Genomic DNA, 20,199 nt, shown 5'->3' with positions numbered 1-20,199 from the left:
CTCGGAAGCCCATTTTTTCGGAAGCATTGCTGGAGGTCCGCCATGGACTTCGATCGCAACCGCCGCGCCCCGCAAGGATTTGCCGACCCAGGTCTTCCGCTCGACCGTGGCGATATCGTTGTCATCGGGGCGGGGCTCGCGGGGCTTTTCACGGCGCTCCGGCTTGCACCGCTGCCGGTGACGGTGGTGGCGGCGGCTCCGCTCGGCCAGGGCGCTTCGAGCGTCTGGGCACAGGGCGGGATCGCGGCGGCTGTCGGTGAAGGCGATACTCCGGAGAGCCATGCGGCCGACACCATCGCGGCGGGCGGCGGCATCGTCGACGCGCACGTGGCCGAAGTGGTCGCCAGTGAAGCGCCCGCACGCATCGCCGATCTTTTGCGGTATGGCGTGCCGTTCGATCGCGACCTCGCCGGACATTTCGCATTGTCGCGCGAGGCTGCGCATTCGCGTGCGCGCGTCGTGCGCGTTTCCGGTGATCGCGCGGGCGCTGCGATCATGCACGCTCTCATTGCTGCTGCGCGCGCGGCTCCCTCGATCCGCATTCTCGAAGGCTACGAGGCGACCGATCTCATTCTCAACGCGGGATCTGGAGACGGCGGCCGCGTCACGGGCGTTCGCCTGGTGCGGACGGAAGCGCAGGGCACGGGCACGTTCGATTTCATGCCGGCGAGTGCGGTCGTCGTTGCGACGGGCGGCGCGGGCGCGCTCTATTCCGTGACGACGAACCCGATGTATGCGCGCGGCGAGGCGATTGCGTTTGCTGCGCGGGCCGGTGCGGCCATCGCGGACGCGGAGTTCGTTCAGTTTCATCCCACCGCCATCGACGCGGATATCGATCCGGCGCCGCTGGCGTCGGAAGCCTTGCGGGGCGAGGGCGCCAAGCTCGTCAACCGTGCCGGCGAGCGGTTCATGCTGCGGCTTGATCCGGCCGGAGATCTCGCGCAGCGCGATGTGGTGGCGCGCGGTGTGTTCGCCGAGATTGCCGCTGGCCGCGGTGCATTCCTCGATTGCCGGGATTCGATCGGCGCAGAGTTTCCGACGGCCTTCCCGACCGTCTACGGCCATTGCGTCGCTGCCGGGATCGATCCGGTCACGCAGCTCATTCCGGTGGCGCCTGCCGCGCACTATCACATGGGTGGCATCGCGACCGACCTTCACGGCCGAACCTCTCTCGAAGGGCTGTGGGCCGTGGGTGAGGTTGCGTCCACCGGACTGCACGGGGCCAACCGGCTTGCGTCGAACTCGCTGCTCGAAGCGACCGTGCTCGGTGCGCGCGTAGCCGACGACATTCGCCGCCTCGTTGCGCCGTCGATTGCGCATCCGATTGCCAAGACCTACCGCGCCGCGCCCGACCGGCCGCTGGACGAAGTGCGCCGTGCCCAGCTCATCGCCGTGCTGCGGCGGACTATGAGTGAGCATGTCGGCGTCGTGCGCTCCGGGCCGGGTCTCGAAAAGGCGCTCGCCATCCTGCGCGAGATCGCGGCCGAAGCGGGTGACGACATGCTGGTCGCCAACATGGCGCTGGCGGGTGAAGTGATCGCGGGCTCGGCACTGGTCCGCACCGAGAGCCGGGGCGCGCATTTCCGCTCGGACTTCCCGGATCCGGTGGCCGCTCTGGCGCGGCGCAGCGTCGTGACGCTCGCCGACATTCGTGCGATTTGCACGCGCGGCAAGAGGGTGGGTGGCGCTGCGGCCATCGCGGAGCTTTGCCTGTGAGTACGACGCCTGTGAGCACGGCCGACTTCGAGCTTCCGCGCGTGCTAATCGCACGCGCCATCGAGCAGGCTCTGGCCGAGGATCTCGGCGTGCGGGGCGATCTCACAACCGATGCGACCGTGCCTCGCGGCACCATGTCGACGGCGACGTTCGGCGCGCGGCGTGCGGGCGTGATCTCCGGGCTCGCGGTTGCGGAGGCTGCGTTTCACGCGCTCGATCCTTCGGTCGTGTTCGAACCGCTGGTGAGAGACGGCGCGCGCGTTGCGGCAGGCAGCGTTGCGGCGCGCGTCGCAGGATCGGCGCACGCGTTGCTGACGGGCGAGCGCGTGGCGCTCAATTTCCTGTCCCATATGAGCGGGATCGCCACGCTCACGCGGCGCTACGTGGATCTCGTCGCGGGCACACGCGCGCGCATCGTGGATACACGCAAGACGACGCCCGGGCTCCGCGCGTTCGAGAAGTATGCCGTGCGCTGTGGTGGCGGGCAGAACCATCGCTCGGGCCTCTACGATGCGATCCTCATCAAGGACAATCACATCGTCGCGGCGGGCGGGATTGCGCCCGCGCTTGCAGCCGCGCGCGCGCATGCGGGCCACATGGTCAAGATCGAGATCGAGGTGACGAGCCTCGACGAGCTTGCCGAAGCGTTGCAGCATCCGGTCGATGCGGTGCTGCTCGACAACATGGAGCCGCCGATGCTGCGCGAGGCCGTGGCGCTCGTCGACGGGCGCGCGATCACGGAAGCCTCCGGCGGGGTTTCCCTCGACACGGTGCGCGCCATTGCCGAGAGCGGTGTCGATCTCATTTCGATTGGCGCACTGACACACTCGGCGCCAATCCTCGACCTCGGCTTGGATTTTACGCCGCAGGCCGGATGAGGCGCGTTAACCGCGCGCTCAGGATCGCGGGATCCGCAGGCGGCCGTACTTGATTTTGCCTCAGTTTTTGCCCATGTGTCGCTGCGGCTTCGGCTCGAAGCTCACGGGAGGACTACGCAATGATGCCGGCGGTGATCGTCATTTGGGGTTTGGCTGCGATCGTCGCGGCGGCTCTGGCTGGCTTCCTCGCTGGCTGGAAGAACCGCGACTATTCGTTCTGGATGGCGTGGTGCTTTCTGTTTCCGCCGCTGATCCTCTGGCTCGCGCTGATGCCGAAGAAGGTGGGCGTGCGCCCGCGCCGTCCGAGCCTCGATGAGCTCGACCGCATCGAACAGCGCGATCTCACGCTGTAGTCTCCGCACGAAGACGTCCGAGTGTGCGTCCGGCGCATCGCATTGAGCGCTAGGCGCTAGGCTTTGAGCTTGGTGCGGATGGCAGCCTGCGCTGCGGCGAGCCGCGCGACCGGCACGCGGAACGGCGAGCACGATACGTAGTCGAAGCCTGCCGAGTGGAAAAAGGTGATGGAATCCGGATCACCGCCGTGCTCGCCGCAGATGCCGATCTTGATCTCCGGCTTTTTTTCCCGGCCGCGCTCGACGCCGATGCGCACGAGCTCGCCCACACCCTCCTGATCGATGGATGCGAACGGATCGGCATCGTAGATGCCCTGCGTGGCGTAGGCGGAGAGGATCGGTGCGGCGTCGTCGCGGCTGAGGCCGAGGGCAGTCTGCGTCATGTCGTTGGTGCCGAAGGAGAAGAAGTCCGCTCCATCCGCGCCGTCGGCGAGATCGCCCGCCCGCAGGCAGGCGCGCGGCAGCTCGATCATGGTGCCGAGCTTGTAGGCAAGCTTGATGCCCGCCTCTTTCTCGATCGTATCGGCGGTATTGCGAATGACGCCGGCGAGGATGTCGTACTCGCGCCGATAGGCGATGAGCGGGATCATGATCTCCGGCTCGACCGTCACGTCCAGGCGCTTGCCGGCCTCGATGGCGGCTTCGAAGATGGCGCGCGCCTGCATCTCGGTGATTTCCGGATAGCGGATGGCGAGGCGGGAGCCGCGCAGGCCCAGCATGGGATTGAACTCAGAGAGCTCGTCGACGCGGGCCTTGAGCTTGTCGAGCGGCATCTTGAGCTGTGCCGCGACGGCTTCCAACTCCCGCTCGTGGCGCGGCAGGAACTCGTGCAGGGGCGGATCGAGCAGGCGAATGGTGACGGGCAGCTCGCCCATAATTTCGAACAGCTCGACGAAGTCGGCGCGTTGCACGGGAAGGATGCGCGCGAGCGCTGATTTGCGTCCGGCTTCGTTCGTCGCGCAGATCATCTCGCGCATGGCCAGGATGCGCTCAGCGTCGAAGAACATGTGCTCCGTGCGGCAGAGGCCGATGCCCTGGGCGCCGAAAGTTCTGGCCTGGCGTGCATCCTTCGGCGTATCGGCGTTGGCGCGCACGGCAAGGCCGCCGGCCGCATCTGCCCAGCCGATCAAGCTCGCGAAATCACCGGAGAGCTGCGGCTGGCGCATGGGCACCTCGCCGACGTAGACGCGCCCCGTGGCCCCGTCGATGGTGACGATGTCGCCCGCCTTCAGCACGCGCTTTCCGACGCTCAGCGTTGCCGCCTGCTCGTTGATGCGGATGGCGCCTGCGCCGGATACGCACGGCACGCCCATGCCGCGCGCGACGACGGCGGCGTGGCTCGTCATGCCGCCGCGTGCGGTCAGAATGCCGGCTGCGGCGTGCATGCCGTGGATGTCCTCGGGGCTCGTTTCCGTCCGCACGAGGATGACGGCGCGGCCCTGCTGCCGTTGCCGCTCGGCTTCGTCGGACGAAAACACGATCTCGCCCGAGGCCGCACCGGGAGAGGCGGGCAGGCCGGAGGTCAGCAGGTCCATCTCGGCGGAGGGATCGATGGTGGGATGCAGGAGCTGCGTGAAGCTCGACGGATCGACGCGGAGCACGGCCTCATCGCGCCCGATGACGCCTGCGGCCGCGAGGTCGACCGCGATCTTGACGGCCGCCTCGGCCGTGCGTTTGCCGGAGCGCGTCTGCAGCATCCAGACCTTGCCGTTCTGGATCGTGAACTCGATGTCCTGCATGTCGCGGTAGCGGGCCTCGAGAGCGGCGAAAATCTGCTTCAGCTCCTTGAAGGCCTGCGGAAGCTGCTCTTCGAGCGAGGGATTGGGATCTTCGGCCTCGGTGCGGGCCTTGATCGTCAGCGTGTGCGGCGTGCGGATGCCGGCGACGACGTCCTCGCCCTGCGCATTGATCAGATACTCGCCGTAGATCTCGTTGGCGCCCGTCGAGGGGTTGCGCGTGAAGGCGACGCCGGTTGCGGACGTGTCGCCCATGTTGCCGAACACCATCGCCTGCACGTTGACGGCGGTGCCCCAGGAATCCGGAATCGCATGCAGGCGCCGATAGGTGACGGCGCGGTTGTTCTGCCAGGAGCCGAAGACGGCGCCGATGGCGCCCCAAAGCTGCGCATTCGTGTCCTGCGGAAAGGGCGCGCTGCCCGAGTCTTCGATGGCGGCCTTGTAGAGCGCGATCACCTCGCGCCATTCGCCGGCGCCGAGCTCGGTGTCGAACGAGAAGCCGTTCAGGTTCTTGAAGTTGTCGAGGATGTCCTCAAACACCGCGTGATCGACGCCGAGCACCACGTCGCCGTACATCTGGATGAAGCGGCGATAGCTGTCGTAGGCGAAGCGCTCGTCGTTCGAATTGCGGGCGAGGCCCTGCACGGTTTTGTCGTTGAGGCCGAGGTTGAGGATCGTGTCCATCATGCCGGGCATCGAGGCGCGCCCGCCCGAGCGCACGGCAACCAGCAGCGGGTTGTTCTCATCGCCGAAGGAAAAGCCCGTCTCCTTGCCGATGCGCTCCAGCGCCTGCTCGACCTGGGGCACGAGGCCGTCCGGCAGGGCGCGCTGGTTTCTGTAGTAGAGCCCGCAGACTTCCGTGGTGATGGTGAAGCCCGGCGGAACGGGCAGCCCAAGATTGGCCATCTCAGCCAGGTTGGCTCCCTTGCCGCCGAGCAGATCCGACATGTCGGCGCGCCCTTCGGAGTCGCCTGCCGCGAAGTAGTAGACCCATTTGGGTGTCGCATCGCGGGATGGCTGGCCCAATGCCATGAGGTCTCCTGCCGTGGCTTGACGAACGTGCTCTATGCCGGATTGTTGCCGGGGGGGAACTGTGGCATAGGCCCGGTTATCAGCCAACACTCGCGTTGACGCCTTTTCGCCGCTGCTTACAGGGTTCCCATGACCGACCATGTGCCGAAAGTTCTCGAACGGCTCGACCGTAATTTCGACGCGGGCCTGGAACGCCTGTTCGAGCTGCTGCGGATCGAAAGCATTTCGACCGATCCGGCCTACAAGGGCAGTTGCCGTCAGGCTGCCGAATGGTGCGCGCAGCAACTCAACGATATCGGCATTCCCGCCTCGGTACGCGCGACGTCCGGCCATCCGATCGTCGTCGGGCACGATCGCGCCAAGGTCGCCAAAGGCACCCCGCACGTTCTCTTTTACGGTCATTACGACGTGCAGCCGCCGGATCCGCTCGATCTGTGGACGAAGCCGCCTTTCGAGCCGCGCATCGCGACCGACAAGACCAACGGCAAGATCATCGTCGCGCGTGGCGCCGAGGACAACAAAGGCCAGTTGATGACGTTCTTCGAGGCGGTGCGCGCCTGGAAGGAGGTTGCCGGAGAGCTGCCGATCGCGGTTTCGGTGATGATCGAAGGCGAGGAGGAGTGCGGCTCGGCCTCGCTCCCGGCGTTCCTCAAGAAAAGTGGCAAGGAAGTCACCGCCGATCTCGTGCTCGTGTGCGACACCGGGCAATGGGACAAGGATACGCCCGCCATCACCACCATGCTGCGCGGGCTCGCGGGCATCGAGGTGATCGTCAAGGGGCCCTCGCGCGATCTGCATTCGGGGCTTTACGGCGGGCCGGCGATGAACCCGATCCGGGCGCTCGCCTCAGTCATCGGCCGCATGCACGACGCCAAGGGGCGGGTTGCGATTCCGGGCTTCTACGACGGCGTGATCGTGCCGACCAAGGCGCAGCTCAAGCAGTGGCAGGCGCTGGGGCTCGAAGCCAAGCACCTGCTCCAGCCGGTCGGGCTTTCGCAGCCCGCGGGTGAGGCGTCCCGGTCGCTGATCGAGCAGCTCTGGTCGCGGCCGACGCTCGAATTCAACGGCATCACGGGCGGCTATCAGGGCGCGGGATCGAAGACGGTCATTCCGGCGCAGGCGTCCGTGAAGATCACCTGCCGGCTCGTGCCGGGGCAAGACCCGGAGCATGTGCTGGCGTCGGTGCGCGCGTTCGTGACGGACAATCTGCCGGCCGACTGTGACGCGGAGTTCATCGGCGGGCATGGCAGCGCGGCGATCGGATTCGACACCACGTCGCCCTCCATGCAGGCGGCGGCCGCCGCGCTTGGCGCCGAGTGGGGGGTGGCCCCGGTGCTGATGGGATGCGGCGCGTCGATCCCCATCGTGACCTCGTTCAAGTCGGCGCTGGGCATGGATAGCCTGCTGATCGGTTTCGGCGTGGAGGACGACAAGATTCATTCGCCGAATGAGAAGTACAACCTCAAGAGCTTCAAGAAGGGCGCGCGGAGCTGGGTGCGCATTCTCGACGCGCTGGCACGGCGGGCGGCGTAACGATGCGCACGCCGCCCAACCTCTCGTGGCCCGCCATTGCGGTGCTCGCCGTCGTCGCGCTGGCGCTGATCTATTTCGATCAGGGTGGCGGTGGCCGCGATGCGCCGTCGTCGAGGGAGCCGTCGTCTCCCGCCTCGTCCGAGCGGCAGGGCAACGACGCCCGGCCCGCGAGCGCCTCGTCGCACGCGCGCGACAACGAGGCCGGAAACTTCGACTACTATTCGCTCGTGCTGTCGTGGAGCCCCACGCATTGCGACTCGCCCGAGGGCCAGGACGACGAGAGCCAGTGCGCGCCGCGCGGCGGACGCCGCTACGCTTTCATCCTGCACGGCCTGTGGCCGCAGTACGAGCGCGGCTATCCTGAGGAGTGCCCGACGCGCACCCGGCCATACGTGTCGCAAAACGTCATCGACGACATGTTCGACGTCATGCCGAGCAAGCGGCTCATCATCCACGAGTACCGCAAGCATGGCACCTGCTCGGGGCTCACGCCTGAGGTCTACTACCAAACAGCGCGGCGGATCTTCGACAGCGTGACGATCCCGCAGCGGTTCCGCGACCCGCCTGCGGAGCAATATATGAGCCCGGCGGACGTCGTGCGCGCGTTCGTGGAGGCCAATCCGAACCTTCGCCCGGACATGTTCGGTGTCGCCTGCCGCGGCCCCGGCACGCGGTTTCGTGAAGTGCGCATCTGTTTTTCGAAAACGGGTTCGCCGCGCTCGTGCGGGCCGAACGAAGACCAGCGCCAGCTCTGCCGCAGCTCGCGCATGCACGTTCCGCCCGTGAGGTAGCACTTTTTCGCTCACGCACCTGTTCGCGCGCTGGGGCGCGCTGGCGCTCCGCGGGGGCGGCGCACTTGCGCCGGGTCGCGTTGCTCCTGGTTAGTTCGCTCACGCGCCTGTTCGCGCGCTGGGGCGCGCTGGCGCTCCGCGGGGGCGGCGCACTCGCGCCGGGTCGCGTTGCTCCCGATGGCCATTTCATTGCGTGCTGGGGCACTGTGGATAACTTTTGGGGCGTCCAGGCGTTGCCGCAATGCCGCTTGCCGCAAACGCGTCCTGCCCGCAGACTTCGAGTCGTTCTGCGTTTGTCATCGCTGTGCTGGCTGGATCCATGCAGAACGAACGCGCCCTCACGCCTCTCATGACACCGCCTGCGGCTTCCGCCGCGGATAGCCCACGTGCGCGCGGGATCAAAAAGCTCGTGGCGGCCTATGGCCGGCCCGAACGCCGCTCCAAGGGCTCGCTGGTTGAGATGATGGATGGCATCGGGGGCCTCGGCTGGAGCGTCGCCGGGTTCGTCGTCGGCGCGGTCTTCTGGCACTTCATCGGTTTCTGGGGCTTCGTTGCCGACGTCGTGCTGGCGGGCGGTACGGCGGCCAGCGTCGATCATCACGCCGGGCGCGCTCAGCCACAGCTCGTGCGCATGGCGGACGCACAGGAGAGCGTGAGCCCGATTGCGGCTGCCTGCACGTCGCTCGTGCTCGACCGGCGGACGGGGACGACTTCCGCAATTGCGTGCGGAGAAACCGGCGCTGCATTGCCCATGGATGCGACCGACGGGCGTGAGGATCGCCTCGGCGGACACGGCCGTTAGTGCCGGGTTGGGCTGCTGTATTTTTGCCGCTGGTGTGACGTTGAGGCAGTGCGCGTTGAGATACAACGGGCTCGCGCGTCGCGTTCAGACAGCGCGATAACTTTGGGCGCACGGTTGCCCGAATGATGACGCGATGGGGGGGTAGAGCCCGCGATCTTTGGCTCATATGCGGGCTCAAGCACCTGAGCCGGTTCTCGTTTTCTTGAGTGAGGTTGTGCCATGCAATTCGCTGCCGGACAGTGCTGGACCTATCGCGCGCCTGAGGGCTTCGAGGCGTCCAGGCTGTTGATTGGCGCGATCGCGTCGTTCGACGGCGATCGAAACATCGTCTGCGCCGCTGTTACGAATGCGCCACGGCGTCACGCGGACGGGCATTTCGAGCCCATGACCATTCCCTTCTTGCCCATGACCGACGCGGCCTTCCATGCCAGCGTCGTGGCGCTCGAAGGGACGGCCGATCTTCCGGCCAGCTTTGGCGAGAAGCTCGAAGCGTGGAGCACCGACCCCAAAGGCCTTACCGCCTTCACGGTGCCGTTCGATGGCTTCCTGGACCACATGATCGCCCAGCAGATGGCGGAGATCGCGGGACAGTCCGCGGCTTGAGGTGGTTTCCTCTTATGAAACGTCATGCGACTTACGTAACCTGCTCAACTTAAACCATCAATTATGCATTGATTAACCCTCCCGATGTAATGCTCGATCTGAGATAGTCTGTGGACGTCTTGGAGATCGAGATGCCTTTCGGGGTGCAGCGGCCGGGTTTGCTGGCGCGGCTTTTTCAATGGGTTAGGACGGCCTTTCAGGCCGCGCAGACCCATGCGCCGATGCCGAAAGCGGTGGGCGATCTGCCTTCGTTGTTCATGCCGCGGGTGGCGGCCGTGCCGGCGCCGGTGTCGCTTGCTGCGGCCTCGCTTGCTCCGGTCTTGGATTTCGCAGCCACACTGAAGACGTTCGCGCTCGCTGCGCGCCTGCGCTCGGTTGCGACGCAGAACGTGCGTTGCTCGCTCAAAGGCCGGCGGAGCCGCCGGGCTGCGGCGGCTGGCAAGCCGATCCCGAAGCCTGTGCCGCGCGTTCTCAAGCGCTATTCGCCCGGACGTTTGCCCGTTGCGCCCGCGCGGCGTTGCGGCGGAGGCTGGGCCACGCACTCGGCGCAGGTTTTCACGCTCGACCTTGCCGGGCGCGCAGCGGCGACGGACGGCCGGGAACGGCAAGCGGCCTAGTTTTCCGGATTGGCGCCAATCAGCCGGCTTTGCGCATGCGCTCGGCGCGCCAGGTGGGCGGGGCAAGCGCGATGTAGCCCAAGCCATGGCCCGCCATATCGATGTCCTCGAGCTCGGTCGGGTCGAGGCTCCAGCGTTGCGCGAGATGGAGTACGTGCTCCTCGGTCGGGTAAAGAATGATCTCGCCGCCCGCGTCGCCTTTGCGTCCCTTGATGCCGCGGAAATCAAACAGCTTGAGGCCGAGCGCGCGCTCTTCCTTCGTCGTGCGGCCCTTGTTCCAGACGATCCCGGTGTCCGTAATGGCGAAGGCGCGCACCACGCGGCCTTCCAGCAAACGCGCCCAGGCGAACAGGTCGATCGGCGGGTAGGCGAAGAAGTACTGCACCTCGACGAAGCGCCGGCCCAGCCTTTCAAGCAGCGGCGTGCATTTGTCCACGAAGGTACGGCCGACCGGATAGGGCAGTGCGAGACCGACGACGAATGTCCAGCCGTTGACGGGCGGCGATACGAAGATGTGGTCGTTGCCCAGGCGGTTGTCATAGACGGAGCCGATGCCTGAGCGCCAGTTGCACGGCTGCGCGGACAGGAGGCCGAGCTCTTCGATGACGGCGGCCGTGTCGCGGCTGCGGACGGCGAGCCAGGCCATCTTGTAGCCGAACGCTGCCGGGTGATCGGGGCTGCGTTCGAAGGCGATGCGCCGCTCCGAAAGCCGCGGCGCGAGCACGCTCGCGGCAAACGCGATCGTCAGAGCCACCATGACTGCAATGAAGAGAATCACGGCATCCGCCCAGTTTGCGCCCAGTCATTTTTTAGGGCGCGCGCCGGGTGGTGATCAAGCGCCGCCCCATAAGATCTGGGGAAATCCGGCGCGCTCACGGCGGGGTTGCCGCCGGAGCCTGAAGCAAACGAGGCCAGCCTGCTCTCGCTCCGGCAGCGGGGAGCCGAACGACGAGCGAGGCTGGCCTGTCCTTTTCCGCCGCGTGACCGACCGGTCTGCGTGACGGCCGCAAAACGGATGAGCTACGAGGGCGATGCGCATCCGCTTCCTGTCCCTCTCACTCGCGCGATCACGGGGGTCGCCCGGCGCGGGGAAATTCAGCGAGAGGATCAGTCGATTCAATGCGCGCAAGCTAGCGAGTGCGCGTGACAGGATCGTGAAGGCGGAACTCGCCGGATGCGGCGATTCGAACTTCGGAAAACCCGCAAATTGCGAGGCGTGATCCGCGGAGCTGGCGGGCGACCAAACCGTTGTCCGTGCTCTGAAACGCGAACGGGGCCCGCGAAGGGCCCCGTTCTGAAACGTTCGACTGCTGCGAGATTAGGGCAGCGTGATCGATGCCGTGAACACGAAGCGCTCGTCGGCAAGGCCGGTGTCGAGCGTCGTATCCCAGTAACGGAAGTCGAAGGTGAACTTCTCGACACCGAGTGCCAGGCCGGCATTCCAGTAGGTGTACGAGTCGTCGCCGAAGTAGAAGCCGTTGTTGGTATCAGCATCCTGATAACCGACGAGGCCGCTGACGGTCGGGGTGAAGATGCCAACCTGCGGGAGCGCATAAGCCACCGTGCCTTCGATGGCCCACTGCTGAGGAGCGTTCGCCTGGTCGGGAACCCACCAGAAGAAGGGCTTGACGGTCAGGTTCTTGACCGGTTCGTAGGTGAACCCAGCCTTCAACTCGTAGTAGTCCAGGTCGCTGGGCTCATCGGCCCAGAAGTAGGTGTAGTACACGACGCCGAAGTCAAAGGTGACCGGGCCGAGCACAGGCTTGATGCCCGTGTAGAAGTCGATTTCGACAGGGTCGCCTGCCTGTTCGTTCAGGATCGAGCCCCATGCACCGAAGTACAGGATGCCGTACGAGCCATCGACCGAGGCCTGGAACACAGGCCGTTCATCCGACAGCGAGATGCCGCGGAAGATGTAGTCGCTGGTGCCGGTGCCGGTGACCGACCACGAGAACTCGCGATCCTCGGCAAGTACTGGGGCAGTGAGACAGAAGAGCGCCGCGGCGCCTGCTGCGATAGCACGTGCCGTGCGTTGCAGGCCAAGCATGGATAATCCCCCAATCAAGACGCCACGAAAGAATCATGGCCAAGCAGAATGCTGTAGTTTTAGGAGAACGCGTTCACGGTGAGGAAACAAGCGGTTTTGCCTTCCGAACCCCAGCTTTTGCGGGGCTTGTGGCGAGATGGCCACGCACTGTCAGGCGTGTGACGATTACCGAGAGCCGCGAGTTTCCGTCTAGAAAGAAACGGGGCCAATCGCGGCCCCGTTGTAGGTCGTATGCGAAGCCGGCGGCCGACTACGGCAGGGCCAGCTTGGCGGTGAACACGAAACGCTCGTCCGAAAGGTTCTCGCCAGAGGCACTGATGATGTCGATGTCAGTGTCCCAGTAGCGGAAGTCGAAGGTGAACTTCTCGACCGCCAGCGAGATGCCGGCGTTCCAGTAAGTGTAGGACAGCGCGCTGAAATCGTCATACTCGGAGTGACCGAGGAGGCCGCTGACGGTCGGGGTGAAGATGCCGACCGACGGCAGCGTGTAAGCGGCGTTGCCTTCGTAGGTGAAGATCTTGCCCGTGTTGAACGTGCCTTCGTCGGTGTAATAGAGGTTGGCGGCCAGCGAGAGGTTCTTGACCGGCGAGATGCTCGCGCCTGCCTTGCCTTCCACGTAGTCGGCGACGTCGAAGTCGTCACCGGGGTAGTAGTAGTAGAGGATGCCGAAGTCGAAGGTGACGGGGCCGAGAACCGGCTTCACGCCAGCGTAGAAGTCGATTTCCGCAGACGAGTTCGTGAACGCGTCGTCGGTGTTCGAGCCCCAGATGCCGGCATAGAGAATGCCGTACGTGAAGTCGACGCCGGCCTGGAAGGCGGGATCGCCGTCCGTCTGCGAAACGCCGCGGAAGATGTAGTCGCTCGTGCCGCCGACGTTGACCGACCAACCGAACTGGCGATCCTCTGCGGAGGCGGCGCCCGACAGCGCCAAAAGCGCGACGGCTGCAGCGCCGACCGTTTTCGTCATTTGTGATTTCATCGACATCTACCTGTAACCCCCAAAATTCCCACACTCGAAGTCTCAATCGCCCCACGCTTTTCGGCGTGTATTGGGACCATAGAGGCCCGATCGAGGCCGCCCGGACAAGGATTATGACACTCGTGGGCGATGCTCACTTTCAGGGTGTTTCCCTCTGGCAACGTTGAGAGAATAATGATGATAAACTCATCATGCGCCGCTCAAATCGCGGGCAGCCGATGACCACGCGTGACTTAAAATTGGGTAACGTGTGCCCAGAGTTTGTGCGGCCGGCAGACGGGGCCTGATCCAGCTTGTCGCACCCCTCGCAAACCGTTCGGTTCACATCGGCGTTTCGCGAGTCCCTCACGCCGTGTTCCGCTCTCGATTGCGGGTGCGAAATAGGCCATACCGGCACGGTCAGGGTCGGCCTCCCCGGTCGCCCGTCCGCACTTCGACAGGACTTTTCGACATGGCTGCTTCCGGTGGACTTGCTTCCAGTGGACTTGCTTCCAGTGGACCGGCGCCGACTGTTCTGATCACCGGCAGCGCCCGGCGCATCGGGCGCGCGATCGCGCTCGAGCTGGCGCGAAGCGGCTGGCAGGTGTGCGTCCACTACCGCCGGTCGGAGGCCGAGGCCGAGGCGGTCGTCAGCGAGATCCGGGCCATCGGCGGGACGGCGGTCGCGCTCGGTGCGGACCTCGCCTCGCAGGCGGATGTCGACGATCTCATTCCGCGCTGCCGGGCCGCGCTCGGCGCACCGCTTTGCCTCATCAACAACGCGTCGGAGTTCCTCGTCGACTCCGTCGCGACGGCGACGCCCGGGACGTGGGACACGCATCTCGACATCAATCTCAAGGCTCCGGTATTCCTCGCGAAATCTCTATTCCTCAATTTGCCGGATGGGGCGCCGGGAAATGTCATCAACATCATCGATCAGCGGGTGTGGAAGCTGACGCCCGACTTCTTCTCCTACACGATCTCGAAGGCGGGGCTCTGGACGGCCACGCGCACGCTGGCCCAGGCGCTTGCGCCGCGTGTGCGCGTCAACGCCGTCGGGCCCGGGCCGGTGCTCAAAAGCGTCCATCAGACGGAGCTGGATTTCGCCCGGGAGGCGCACGCGACGTTGCTGAAGCGCGGGCCTTCGCCAGAGGAGATCGCAGCCGCCGTTCAGTTCATTCTCGGCTCGCCGTCATTGACGGGGCAGATGATCGCGCTCGACGGCGGGCAGCACCTGACTTGGTCGGACGGGACGGTGTAGAGCTTCGCCGTGCGGCATGACGCCCGTTGGCCGGGCTTAGGGACTGTCGGGCTCAGGGACCTGTGGGCGTTCCACATTGCGCCACAATTCCTCCCTCTCCCGCCCCCACTCGCGCCCCAAAGCTACGTCAGGGGTAGATCTCATCTGTCGCCCTTCGATTCGCGCGTAAACCAGCTCTTAAGCTTAAGGGCTTAGGAACCAATGCTCGGATTGTTGGGCGCCATCGGGCGGCAAACCTGCTTTTGTAAGAGCGAGGGATAGCCGGCCAAGGCGCCGCGTAGAAAACTGGGGTGTCCCATGACCTGCCGATCAAGGTCTTTTCGTTCCGGCGTCGCAATCGTCGCTTCACTCATTACGCTTCCGGCCGTTGCGGCCGAGCTTCCCCCGATCAAATCCAGCGAGAGCAACCGCGTCCCTCAATGTGCGACGCCGGGCCGGCTGATTTCCTACATTCGCGAGCGCAATCCGAAGCTCGACCCGCGCTACGACGGGATCGCCGCCGACTACAGGCGCCACGGCGAGGCCCTGCACGTTCGCTGGGACTACGCGTTCTTCCAGATGCTGCTCGAAACCGGCTACCTCACCTACAAGGGCGACGTGAAGCCGGAGCAGAATAATTTCGCGGGCCTTGGCGCCACCGGGCGCGGCGCGCGGGGCGAAAGCTTCAAGGACGTTTCAACGGGCGTTCAGGCTCACATCGAACACCTCGTCATGTATTCGGGCGAGCGCGTGGAAAACCCCGTCGCGGAGCGTACGCGCAATATTCAGGACTGGGGCGTTCTGACGTCCTGGCAGCAGGGCCGCTCGGGGCCGATCACGTTCAGCGAGATGGCGAAGAAGTGGGCGCCCGGCAGCCGCCGGTACGTCAGCGACATCGACACGATCGCGAACCGCTTTTTCGACGGGCTGTGCAAGCAGCCCGATCCGCAGGCCGATGTCGTTGCGTCGGCAGGTGAGGCGGATGCTCCGGCACAGGCCGAGACAATCGCTCCTGCACAGGCCGAGACTGTCGTTGCGGCAGCGGAAACGGCCCCTATGACGCGTGGGCTCGAGGCGCAGAAGCGCGCGCTTGAAGCTGCCAAGGCCGAAGGCGGCGGATCGATCCGCACGGCGCTGGGCGCAGCGCCTCCGGCTGACGAGAAGGCGGCCAAAGCAGACAAGCCCGCAGTGACGGCCGAGGCCAGCGCAACAGCGCAGCCCGCGACGCAGAACGCGGCGACCACTCCGCCGATCACGCTGCTCAACGGCGAGCCGCCGAAGGCCGAAGCATCTGCTGACGCGCCGGCCGACGCCGACGCCGCCACTGCAAAGGCGACTGTCACTGCCAAGGCGCCGGCCGATAAGACCGAGAAGAAGGCTGACAAGAAGGCCGCATCCGAAACCGGCAAGTCGATCGAAGTGGCGGCGCTGCCTGGTGGCGTGAAGAAGGCGGGCAAGGTCGAGAAGCCGGCTGCCGCTTCCGGCAAATGCCGCGTGTGGACGGCGAGCTACGGCGGGGCCAAGGCCATCATCATCAAGGCCGTCGTGGATGCGACCGTGAACTACACGGTGCTCGACGTGAACGACGGCGCTGAAAAGCGCGAGGCCGACGCCTACATCAACGCCTATGCAAAGGGCGGGCAGTCGATCGGCGAATTCTCGACCCAATCGCAAGCGCTCGAAAAAGCGTTCGAACTCTGCCCCGAGGGCTGAAGCTCAATCGCGTCGCCCCATTCGATCTTTCAGTTTCTCGCGTAAAGTCAGGCGTCTCATGATCGCATTGTTCTCGGGCGCGTCCCGTGTCCGGCCATCGCGCCGTTTGCCGCTCGCGGCAGCCCTGCTCGGAGCAGTCGCCCTATCGGGATCGGCACAGGCTGCAAACGATTTGCCGGAAATCCGGATGTCGCGGGCGAATGCCGTGCCCGCGTGCGCAAGCCCCGACCGCTTGATGTCGTTTCTCAAGCGGCGCAACGCAACGCTCAATCCGCGCTTCGCCAACATCGCGTCCTACTACAAGCAGCACGGCGAGCGCTGGGGCGTGCGGTGGGACTATGCGTTCTTCCAGATGGCGATCGAGACGAACTTTCTCACCTATCGCGCGCCGAACGGCCGGATGGGCGACGTCGATCCGAGGCAGAACAATTTCGCCGGCATCGGCACGACCGGCGGCGGCGTGCCCGGCGACAGCTTTCCGGATGTGAGCACGGGCGTGCTTGGGCAGATCCAGCACCTCGTTGCCTATTCGGGTGAGGAAGTGCCGAATCCGGTCGCGCAGCGCACGCAGCTCAAGCAGGTGCACATCCTCGAGAAGTCGCGCGCGTTGAACCGCCCGGTCCGCTTCTCGGATCTCGCCAAGCGCTGGGCCGTCGATCCGAAGTACGGCAACTCCATTGAATGGGTGGCGCAGAGGTTCCGCAACGAGTTCTGTCCGTCGGGCGGAGGAAAGCGGCAGGAGGTCGAGGTGCTGCCGTGGCAGCGCACGTCTGACGCGCAGCCCGCTTCGCCGCAGGACGCCGGCTCGCCGGTTCGCACCGTGTGGCGGAACGATCAGGCGCGTGCGTCCGCCGATGCAATCCCCACGCTGAAACCCACGGTTCAAGCGAACGCTGCGCCGGCCAAGCCTGTCGCTAAGCCGCATCAGTCGCCTGCCGTCGTGGCGAGCCAATCCCCGGCTGCCGCTGCGGCTGCGCCTGGCGCGTCGCCAAACGTTTCGGAGACCGTCGCGGACGCGGCTGCGAGCCCTGCTGTTGGTGCTACCGGGGCCGACGTGTCTGACGACGCAGCGGATGACGGGGCGCACTTCGCATTGTTCACACCACCTGCCGCGCTCGCCGAGGCGAGCCTGCCGAAGGCACCCGCGACCGCAGACGCCGCGCCGCCAGTCGCGACTGCGAAAGTCGCGGAAGCTCGCGAGCGCGCTGGGCCGCCTCCGCCGCCGGCTGCGAAGATCGCTACAAATTCGGATGTTTCAGCGCCCGCGGCACCCACCGCGGCGCATGGCGTTATGGGGCCGCCGGCTCCGAGCGCCGCCGAGATGCAAATGGCCGCGGCGATGCCCTCGACCGAAAGCGCCACTCCGACGGCCACCGTGCAGGCTTCGAAATCGACCTTTCTTCCGCCGTCCGGTCTCGGCGTGAAGCCGGGACGCTGCGTTGTCGAAAGCGCGACGTTCGCCGGAGAAACGACCGTGCTGGTCAAGAGCCCGGTGGGTGCGGACGTGCACTACATCGCGCTGTCGGTGCTCGACGGTTTCGAGGAGAGCATGGCGCGCACCTTCATAGATGCGCGGCCGCAGGGAGGCGAAGCGCTCGGGGTGTTCCCGTCCAAGGAAGCGGCCTTGTCGAAGGCGCGCACGCTCTGCCCGGAGTGAGCGGGGCGGGAAATCTCACACCGGTTTTTCGCAATTGCTATGCGGGTAAGGTCACGACGTAAGGTCCGTGACGCGTTGCGACGACGGTGTGCTCGTACTGCACGGTCGGCGCTCTCGGGCTGCTGAAAAGCGTCCACCCATCTCCGCCTTCGCCACCGTCTTCCGCCCACTCTGCGCCGAGCGAGAGAAACGGCTCTACGGTGAAGACGAGGCCTTCATTCATGATCCGACGCTCGGAACGGACGGGCCAGGTCGCGATTTCGGTCGGCTCCTCATGCAACGCGTGGCCGACGCCGTGGCTGGCAAGATTTTGAACCAGCGAGTAGCGGTTTCGGCGCGCAAACGTGCCGATCGCGTTTCCGATACCGCCGAGCGGCTTGTTTGCGCCGACCTGTCTGATGCCGGTCCACATCGCGCGTCGTCCATCGCGGCAAAGGCGTTCGATGGCTTTTGAGACCGGCGGCACTGCGAACGACGCCCCCGTGTCGGCAAAAACACCGTTCTTCTGCGCAGACACGTCGATGTTGACCAAGTCGCCGGCCGCGATCGGACGGCTTCCGGGAATTCCGTGCGCGATCTCTTCGTTGACGCTGATGCAGGTTGCACCCGGAAAGCCATAGCAAAACTCGGGAGCAGGCGTTGCGCCTGCCCGTTCCAGAAGAGCGCGGCCAAGCTCATCCAGCTCGCGCGTCGTCATTCCGGGTTCGATCGCCGCTCCCATTGCCGCCAATGTGTTGGCGACGATGCGGCCGATCTCCTTGAGCCTGTCGAACTCGTCCTCGCTTGAAATCGTCATTCGCAAATCCCGGTGGGTTCTGGATGCGTTGATACGCGCGCGATTTTCTTTTCGCAAACGTCTCGATGTGCCGGCATCGGACGCTTTGCCCGGATCAGGCTTCTCTTCGGTAGAGCGATTGCACCAATCCGGACGGGAACGCTTTTGTCGCCACGTGGATGAGCGGGATGTCACGCGCGACGGGGCCGAACAGCGGGCGGCCTTCGCCTATCAAGACCGGAACCTGCGTTATGACCATATCGGCAATCAAGCCTTCGCGAAGGAAGGATTGCACGATCTGGCCGCCGTCGACGTAGGCGCGTCGCCAGCCTTCCATCGCCAGCATTTTCATCGTCGCCGCGGGTGTCATGTCCACGAAACGGACGCGGCCGGTCAGGTGGTTTGGCACCGGCGATGACGCCAAGGTCTTCGACAGGACGACAACCGGCTTGTCATAGGGCCACGGTTCGGAAGCCACTGCCGTTTCGAAGCTGCCGCGTCCCATCACGAGACCGTCGATGTCCCTGATGAAATCTCGATATCCGTGATCTTCGTTGGGATCGTCGCGGCTGAGCAGCCAGTCGATTTTCCCATCCTTCCTGGCAATAAATCCATCCAGACTGGTGGCAATGAAGACGTGCCCGGTGATCATGCTGGCTCCAGGTTGTCGCAAGGCGATGTTCGCCAGGTACGTGCACAATCTGAATGGCCGCAAGGGGGCAGTCGACGTCGCTATTTAATTGGGGGGTAAGTCGGTCAAGGCTGCGTCACGGCCCTGGGGCGAAATACTTCAGGGCGGCTGACGAGAGGGCGCCGCCGACGACGCAGGGGATGCCCGCGACCACGAGACCACCCGCCGCCGCGCCGACGCAGCCGAGCGCCAGCGCAGTCTGCCCGGCCTGGCCCCACCAGGCGTAGTTGCGCGAGTTGAGCGAGCCCTTGGTCTTCAGCTCTTCCACCGCCGCCAGCGCGTCCTTGCGGATCTTGCCGGTTTCGAACGTTTCGGCCGCCTCGATGACCTCGCGCAGGGGCTTTCGCACTTCGATGGGCTGGGTGTTCATCTCGTCGGCCAGGATGTCGAGCAGCTCCTTCTCACGCGATGCATTGGTGGCGAGCGTCCATTTCGCCATCGAGCCGATGGTGAGCTTTTCGACGTCGTTCTGATCGAGCGACCAGGCGAGCGTGCCGACGATGCGCTTGACGGGTTCCGTTGCGCCGGTGGCGAAGTAGTAGCCCCAGAGCGTGTCGAGCACGTAGGCGTCGACGGGAAGCTCGGCGAGGGTCTTGCCGTCGCCGTAGAGATACTTGCGCAGCAGCACCATGCGCGCGGGCATGCGCTCGACGAACTTCTGCAGCAGCTCCTTCCAGTTCGGCAGGCCCGAGTAGGCAATGGCGCGGATCAGCACGACCTGATCCTCGGGCGGCATCGGAAACATCCCGGCGACGAGCTTCTCGGCCTGGTCCGGGTTCGAGCCGATGACGCCGGCCGTGAAGCCGATGTAGACGCCCGCCTGATCCAGCTCGCGGAAGAGGCCCAGGTCGCCCATCGCGTGCACGACTTCGGGCAGCTTCGAAGGGGCCGGGGCGCGGCGATACTCGTTGATCCATTTGAGGACCTGCTCGGAGCGCTTGAATTCCAGCGCGGGGGCCGGCGCGGGCGCGCGCTTGTCCTTCTGCGCGGCCATGGCCGGCGACAGCAGCAACACAGCGGCGGCAACAACAGTGGTCAGGGCTCGCATGGCCACGCC

Annotated in this window: 18 protein-coding genes; 11 read left to right on the top strand and 7 right to left on the bottom strand. The window is 65.4% G+C overall.

Going from position 1 to position 20,199, the window contains the following annotated elements; translation table 11 throughout:
- The first annotated feature begins 42 nt into the window (after window positions 1-42).
- The 3 genes from K2Y42_RS18535 to K2Y42_RS18525 all read left to right on the top strand — a co-directional run bounded on the left by K2Y42_RS18535 (window position 43) and on the right by K2Y42_RS18525 (window position 2,947).
- Complete coding sequence (locus K2Y42_RS18535) at window positions 43-1,716, top strand: L-aspartate oxidase (protein ID WP_291155388.1); 1,674 nt, start codon at window positions 43-45, stop codon at window positions 1,714-1,716.
- A complete protein-coding gene (gene nadC / locus K2Y42_RS18530) occupies window positions 1,713-2,594 on the top strand; it encodes a carboxylating nicotinate-nucleotide diphosphorylase (protein ID WP_291155385.1) in 882 nt (293 codons plus the stop codon). The genes K2Y42_RS18535 and nadC overlap by 4 nt, the downstream gene beginning before the upstream one ends.
- Before the next feature lie 119 nt (window positions 2,595-2,713).
- Window positions 2,714-2,947: a hypothetical protein gene (locus K2Y42_RS18525; RefSeq protein ID WP_291155382.1), complete on the top strand. Its 234-nt coding sequence runs from the start codon at window positions 2,714-2,716 to the stop codon at window positions 2,945-2,947.
- A 56-nt stretch (window positions 2,948-3,003) separates the two neighbouring features.
- On the opposite strand, the gene ppdK is transcribed toward K2Y42_RS18525, so the two are convergent.
- Window positions 3,004-5,715, bottom strand: a complete 2,712-nt coding sequence (ppdK, locus tag K2Y42_RS18520; RefSeq protein WP_291155379.1) for a pyruvate, phosphate dikinase — start codon at window positions 5,713-5,715, stop codon at window positions 3,004-3,006.
- 129 nt (window positions 5,716-5,844) lie between these two features.
- On the opposite strand from ppdK, the gene K2Y42_RS18515 reads away from it, so the two are divergent.
- The 5 genes from K2Y42_RS18515 (at window position 5,845) to K2Y42_RS18495 (ending at window position 10,061) form a co-directional block, all read left to right on the top strand.
- Window positions 5,845-7,248, top strand: coding sequence for a M20/M25/M40 family metallo-hydrolase (locus tag K2Y42_RS18515; RefSeq protein ID WP_291155378.1), 1,404 nt, complete (start codon window positions 5,845-5,847; stop codon window positions 7,246-7,248).
- A 2-nt stretch (window positions 7,249-7,250) separates the two neighbouring features.
- Window positions 7,251-8,039 carry a ribonuclease T2 gene (locus tag K2Y42_RS18510; protein WP_291155374.1) on the top strand — a complete coding sequence of 263 codons (789 nt, stop codon included), beginning with the start codon at window positions 7,251-7,253 and terminating at the stop codon, window positions 8,037-8,039.
- A 319-nt stretch (window positions 8,040-8,358) separates the two neighbouring features.
- Window positions 8,359-8,841 carry a hypothetical protein gene (locus K2Y42_RS18505; protein ID WP_291155372.1) on the top strand — a complete coding sequence of 161 codons (483 nt, stop codon included), beginning with the start codon at window positions 8,359-8,361 and terminating at the stop codon, window positions 8,839-8,841.
- Between the two features lie 219 nt (window positions 8,842-9,060).
- On the top strand, window positions 9,061-9,444 hold the full coding sequence (locus K2Y42_RS18500) for a hypothetical protein (protein ID WP_291155369.1): 384 nt from the start codon (window positions 9,061-9,063) through the stop codon (window positions 9,442-9,444).
- Window positions 9,445-9,575: 131 nt separating this feature from the next.
- Window positions 9,576-10,061, top strand: a complete 486-nt coding sequence (locus tag K2Y42_RS18495; protein ID WP_291155366.1) for a hypothetical protein — start codon at window positions 9,576-9,578, stop codon at window positions 10,059-10,061.
- 19 nt (window positions 10,062-10,080) lie between these two features.
- Here the strand turns inward: K2Y42_RS18495 and K2Y42_RS18490 are convergent, their stop codons facing one another.
- The 3 genes from K2Y42_RS18490 to K2Y42_RS18480 form a co-directional block, all read right to left on the bottom strand.
- The gene (locus K2Y42_RS18490) at window positions 10,081-10,839 is read right to left on the bottom strand and encodes a hypothetical protein (RefSeq protein ID WP_291155363.1); all 759 of its coding nucleotides are present in this window, start codon (window positions 10,837-10,839) and stop codon (window positions 10,081-10,083) included.
- 540 nt (window positions 10,840-11,379) lie between these two features.
- Window positions 11,380-12,108 (bottom strand): TorF family putative porin, encoded by a 729-nt coding sequence (locus tag K2Y42_RS18485; RefSeq protein ID WP_291155361.1) that lies wholly within the window; start codon window positions 12,106-12,108, stop codon window positions 11,380-11,382.
- Window positions 12,109-12,358: 250 nt separating this feature from the next.
- Window positions 12,359-13,075: a TorF family putative porin gene (locus K2Y42_RS18480; RefSeq protein WP_291155358.1), complete on the bottom strand. Its 717-nt coding sequence runs from the start codon at window positions 13,073-13,075 to the stop codon at window positions 12,359-12,361.
- A 463-nt stretch (window positions 13,076-13,538) separates the two neighbouring features.
- Here K2Y42_RS18480 and K2Y42_RS18475 point away from each other — a divergent pair, with 463 nt between their 5' ends.
- From K2Y42_RS18475 to K2Y42_RS18465, 3 genes are all read left to right on the top strand, one after another.
- On the top strand, window positions 13,539-14,327 hold the full coding sequence (locus tag K2Y42_RS18475; RefSeq protein WP_291155353.1) for an SDR family oxidoreductase: 789 nt from the start codon (window positions 13,539-13,541) through the stop codon (window positions 14,325-14,327).
- 297 nt (window positions 14,328-14,624) lie between these two features.
- The gene (locus tag K2Y42_RS18470) at window positions 14,625-16,019 is read left to right on the top strand and encodes a glucosaminidase domain-containing protein (RefSeq protein WP_291155351.1); all 1,395 of its coding nucleotides are present in this window, start codon (window positions 14,625-14,627) and stop codon (window positions 16,017-16,019) included.
- Between the two features lie 187 nt (window positions 16,020-16,206).
- Entirely contained in the window at window positions 16,207-17,676 is a 1,470-nt protein-coding gene (locus tag K2Y42_RS18465) for a glucosaminidase domain-containing protein (protein WP_291155348.1), read from the top strand.
- Between the two features lie 37 nt (window positions 17,677-17,713).
- Here the strand turns inward: K2Y42_RS18465 and map are convergent, their stop codons facing one another.
- From map to K2Y42_RS18450, 3 genes are all read right to left on the bottom strand, one after another.
- Window positions 17,714-18,472 (bottom strand): type I methionyl aminopeptidase, encoded by a 759-nt coding sequence (gene map / locus K2Y42_RS18460; RefSeq protein WP_291155345.1) that lies wholly within the window; start codon window positions 18,470-18,472, stop codon window positions 17,714-17,716.
- A gap of 94 nt (window positions 18,473-18,566) precedes the next feature.
- Window positions 18,567-19,103, bottom strand: a complete 537-nt coding sequence (locus K2Y42_RS18455; protein ID WP_291155342.1) for a dihydrofolate reductase family protein — start codon at window positions 19,101-19,103, stop codon at window positions 18,567-18,569.
- 115 nt (window positions 19,104-19,218) lie between these two features.
- The gene (locus K2Y42_RS18450; protein ID WP_291155338.1) at window positions 19,219-20,190 is read right to left on the bottom strand and encodes a hypothetical protein; all 972 of its coding nucleotides are present in this window, start codon (window positions 20,188-20,190) and stop codon (window positions 19,219-19,221) included.
- Between the last annotated feature and the right edge of the window lie 9 nt (window positions 20,191-20,199).

Origin of the sequence: Hyphomicrobium sp. (assembly GCF_019744875.1) — a bacterium.
Taxonomy (GTDB): Bacteria; Pseudomonadota; Alphaproteobacteria; order Rhizobiales; family Hyphomicrobiaceae; genus Hyphomicrobium_C.
This window is presented reverse-complemented; position numbering and strand designations above follow the sequence as displayed.

Excerpts from the sequence above, each read along its gene's own strand:
- ppdK (WP_291155379.1), bottom strand. The coding sequence starts at position 5,715 with ATGGCATTGGGCCAGCCATCCCGCGATGCGACACCCAAATGGGTCTAC.
- K2Y42_RS18480 (WP_291155358.1), bottom strand. The coding sequence starts at position 13,075 with ATGACGAAAACGGTCGGCGCTGCAGCCGTCGCGCTTTTGGCGCTGTCG.
- K2Y42_RS18450 (WP_291155338.1), bottom strand. The coding sequence starts at position 20,190 with ATGCGAGCCCTGACCACTGTTGTTGCCGCCGCTGTGTTGCTGCTGTCG.
- K2Y42_RS18465 (WP_291155348.1), top strand. The coding sequence starts at position 16,207 with ATGTCGCGGGCGAATGCCGTGCCCGCGTGCGCAAGCCCCGACCGCTTG.
- K2Y42_RS18475 (WP_291155353.1), top strand. The coding sequence starts at position 13,539 with ATGGCTGCTTCCGGTGGACTTGCTTCCAGTGGACTTGCTTCCAGTGGA.
- K2Y42_RS18515 (WP_291155378.1), top strand. The coding sequence starts at position 5,845 with ATGACCGACCATGTGCCGAAAGTTCTCGAACGGCTCGACCGTAATTTC.
- K2Y42_RS18500 (WP_291155369.1), top strand. The coding sequence starts at position 9,061 with ATGCAATTCGCTGCCGGACAGTGCTGGACCTATCGCGCGCCTGAGGGC.
- K2Y42_RS18455 (WP_291155342.1), bottom strand. The coding sequence starts at position 19,103 with ATGATCACCGGGCACGTCTTCATTGCCACCAGTCTGGATGGATTTATT.
- K2Y42_RS18525 (WP_291155382.1), top strand. The coding sequence starts at position 2,714 with ATGATGCCGGCGGTGATCGTCATTTGGGGTTTGGCTGCGATCGTCGCG.
- K2Y42_RS18505 (WP_291155372.1), top strand. The coding sequence starts at position 8,359 with ATGCAGAACGAACGCGCCCTCACGCCTCTCATGACACCGCCTGCGGCT.
- K2Y42_RS18470 (WP_291155351.1), top strand. The coding sequence starts at position 14,625 with ATGACCTGCCGATCAAGGTCTTTTCGTTCCGGCGTCGCAATCGTCGCT.
- K2Y42_RS18495 (WP_291155366.1), top strand. The coding sequence starts at position 9,576 with ATGCCTTTCGGGGTGCAGCGGCCGGGTTTGCTGGCGCGGCTTTTTCAA.
- K2Y42_RS18535 (WP_291155388.1), top strand. The coding sequence starts at position 43 with ATGGACTTCGATCGCAACCGCCGCGCCCCGCAAGGATTTGCCGACCCA.
- map (WP_291155345.1), bottom strand. The coding sequence starts at position 18,472 with ATGACGATTTCAAGCGAGGACGAGTTCGACAGGCTCAAGGAGATCGGC.
- K2Y42_RS18485 (WP_291155361.1), bottom strand. The coding sequence starts at position 12,108 with ATGCTTGGCCTGCAACGCACGGCACGTGCTATCGCAGCAGGCGCCGCG.
- K2Y42_RS18510 (WP_291155374.1), top strand. The coding sequence starts at position 7,251 with ATGCGCACGCCGCCCAACCTCTCGTGGCCCGCCATTGCGGTGCTCGCC.